Source organism: Pseudokineococcus basanitobsidens, assembly GCF_037482545.1.
GTDB classification, from domain to species: domain Bacteria; phylum Actinomycetota; class Actinomycetes; order Actinomycetales; family Quadrisphaeraceae; genus Pseudokineococcus; species Pseudokineococcus basanitobsidens.
Genome location: NZ_JBBIAA010000063.1, coordinates 1 through 1,619, shown reverse-complemented (window position 1 = coordinate 1,619; position 1,619 = coordinate 1). Strand labels below are relative to the sequence as shown.

The following is a 1,619-nucleotide window of genomic DNA, read 5'->3' as shown; positions in this document are numbered from 1 at the left end:
CGGAACCTGTCAAGCCTGTTGAGACGTGATGGTGCTCAGGTGCTGTGTGCTGCTGGGGTGTCCTCGTCGGTGGCGGGGACGGCGGGCTGGTTGATCCAGGCCACCTTGGGCAGCGTCGGTGGGGTCGGGGGGCGGGCGAAGCGGTCGGGGTGGGCCGCGTAGGCCGCGTCCAGGGTCGCGGCGCGTTGCTCACGGATCTTCTCGGCGGTGCCGTGGTGGACCGACGCGGGGGTGTGCAGCCCGATCCCGGAGTGGCGGTGCTCGTGGTTGTAGTAGCCGAAGAAGGTCTCGCAGTGGGCCTTGGCGTCGGCCAGGGAACCGAAGCGGGGCGGGAAGTCGGGGGCGTACTTCAGGGTCTTGAAGTGGGCCTCGGAGTAGGGGTTGTCGTTGGACACCTTCGGCCGGGAGTGGGACTTCGTGATGCCGAGGTCGGCCAGCAGGGCGGCGACGGGCTTGGAGGTCATCGAGGTCCCCCGGTCGGCGTGGACGGCGTTCGGGGCGCCGTGGGTGGCGGTGGCCTGCTCGATCATCGCGCTGGCGATCGCCGCGTCCTCGCGGGCGGCAATGGTCCACCCGACGACGTACCGGGAGTAGATGTCGATGAGCACGTACAGGTCGTAGTACACGCCCCGGTCGGGGCCCTTGAGCTTGGTGATGTCCCAGGACCAGACCTGCCCGGGGCCGGTGGCGGTCAGCTCGGGGCGGGCCCGGGGCGGGTGGGTGGCCTGCCGGCGGCGGTCCCCGCCGGCGCCGGCCGCGCGCAGCAGCCGGTGCATCGTGGACTGCGAGCACAGGTAGGTGCCCTCGTCCAGCAGCGTGGCCCAGGTCTGGGCCACCGACGCCTCGGCGAACCGCGGGCTGGTCAGCACGTCCAGCACCCGGGCGGCTTCGGCGTCGGTCAGCTTCGAGGCCGGCGACTCCCGAGTCCGCCGTGGCTTCGGGCCTTCGGCCACGGGCTTGGCGCGGCGGTGCGCGGTCGCCCTGGACTGCCCGACCAGGGCGCACGCAGCGACCTGCCCGACCTGGGGGCGTAGCTGGTCGACGGCGGTCAGCTTGATCTCCTCGAGCGCGGCGAGGACCTCTTCTCGGCCGGGGCGTCGTGCTCGGTCTGCGCGCTCTCGGACAAGTCCTCCAAGAGCGCGTGCGCTTTTCCCATGATGTCCAGCGCGGTCCTCGTGCGGGCCAGGTCCCCGGCCAGCCGGGCGTTCTCCTTGCGGAGCTTGTCCAGCTCGACCTGCTCCGGGGACTTCTTCCGCGACGAGGCCGGCCGGGAAAGACCCGACAACGCGCCCGCGTCGCGGGCCTTGCGCCACTCCACCAGGTGGGAGGAGTACAGGCCCTCACGGCGCAGGATGCCCCCGCGGGTGCCTTCGGGTGCGGCCTCGTACTCGGCCAGCACATCCAGCTTGTACTGCGCGGTGAACGTCCGCCGGCGCGGGTTGTCGCTACGGGGGCCCATGCCCCCATCGTCGACGCCCGGGCCCGCCGAGGAGTCGGCCGGGTGCCCGGTCCTCGGCTCGGTGCGGGTGGTGATCGTCATGGTCGTCTGCCTGTCTCACCCTGCTGTCGGTGGCGTCCACCCCAGGTCGGGGCGTCTCACCTCAGCCTGCCAGGGAGGG

2 protein-coding genes are annotated in these 1,619 nt (G+C 72.1%); both read right to left on the bottom strand.

The window, feature by feature from the left end; genetic code table 11:
• Positions 1 to 35 precede the first annotated feature (35 nt).
• The gene (locus WDZ17_RS17255; protein ID WP_339576411.1) at positions 36 to 1,058 is read right to left on the bottom strand and encodes an IS3 family transposase; all 1,023 of its coding nucleotides are present in this window, start codon (positions 1,056 to 1,058) and stop codon (positions 36 to 38) included.
• Positions 1,049 to 1,459 (bottom strand): hypothetical protein, encoded by a 411-nt coding sequence (locus WDZ17_RS17575; protein WP_339576412.1) that lies wholly within the window; start codon positions 1,457 to 1,459, stop codon positions 1,049 to 1,051. The genes WDZ17_RS17255 and WDZ17_RS17575 overlap by 10 nt, the downstream gene beginning before the upstream one ends.
• Positions 1,460 to 1,619 lie beyond the last annotated feature (160 nt).